This window comes from Brucella grignonensis (assembly GCF_002252505.1).
GTDB lineage: Bacteria > Pseudomonadota > Alphaproteobacteria > Rhizobiales > Rhizobiaceae > Brucella > Brucella grignonensis.
The window spans coordinates 1-443 of sequence record NZ_NNRL01000050.1; the positions used below are offsets into that span (position 1 = coordinate 1).

Below are 443 nucleotides of genomic sequence, written 5' to 3' on the forward strand. Positions count from 1 at the left end.
GGCGTCAGCATCACCGATGCGATCGTCATCGCGATGAAGGAGGCGATCGAGCGCCGGCGTGATGCCGAGAGCCCGCTTCAGACGGCTGCACGGCTTCGTGAAAAGCATGGCGTGTCGCTGCGCAAGGCGGCGAAGAAGCCGCTCCCGCGCGAAGCTTTCGACAAGATGTGGGAATCGGAGTGATGTTCGTCGACGCGTGCGCGATCATCGCCGTGCTGTCCGATGAACCGGAAGCGGGCCGCGTCTCCGATGCCATCGCTTCCGGGAAGAATGCCTTCACCTCGCCGGTCGCCGTGCTTGAGGCGGTGCTCGGTCTTGCGCGTCCCGACAAGTTTGGTCTTTCGGTATCGGAGGTGGAGCCGATCGTTGCCGAGTTCCTCGACGAGCGCGGGATCGAGGTCCGGGATCTGCCGCCTGCAGCCGAGACCACCAGGCTGGCACTG

2 protein-coding genes are annotated in these 443 nt (G+C 64.8%); both read left to right on the forward strand.

Features of this window, described 5'->3' with window-relative positions; all coding sequences use genetic code 11:
* On the forward strand, positions 1 to 183 hold a 183-nt coding region (locus CEV33_RS00710), incomplete at its 5' end, for a type II toxin-antitoxin system VapB family antitoxin (protein ID WP_208620120.1).
* A partial coding sequence (locus CEV33_RS00715; RefSeq protein ID WP_141211523.1) for a type II toxin-antitoxin system VapC family toxin occupies positions 183 to 443 on the forward strand: 261 nt, incomplete at its 3' end. The genes CEV33_RS00710 and CEV33_RS00715, both read left to right, overlap by 1 nt.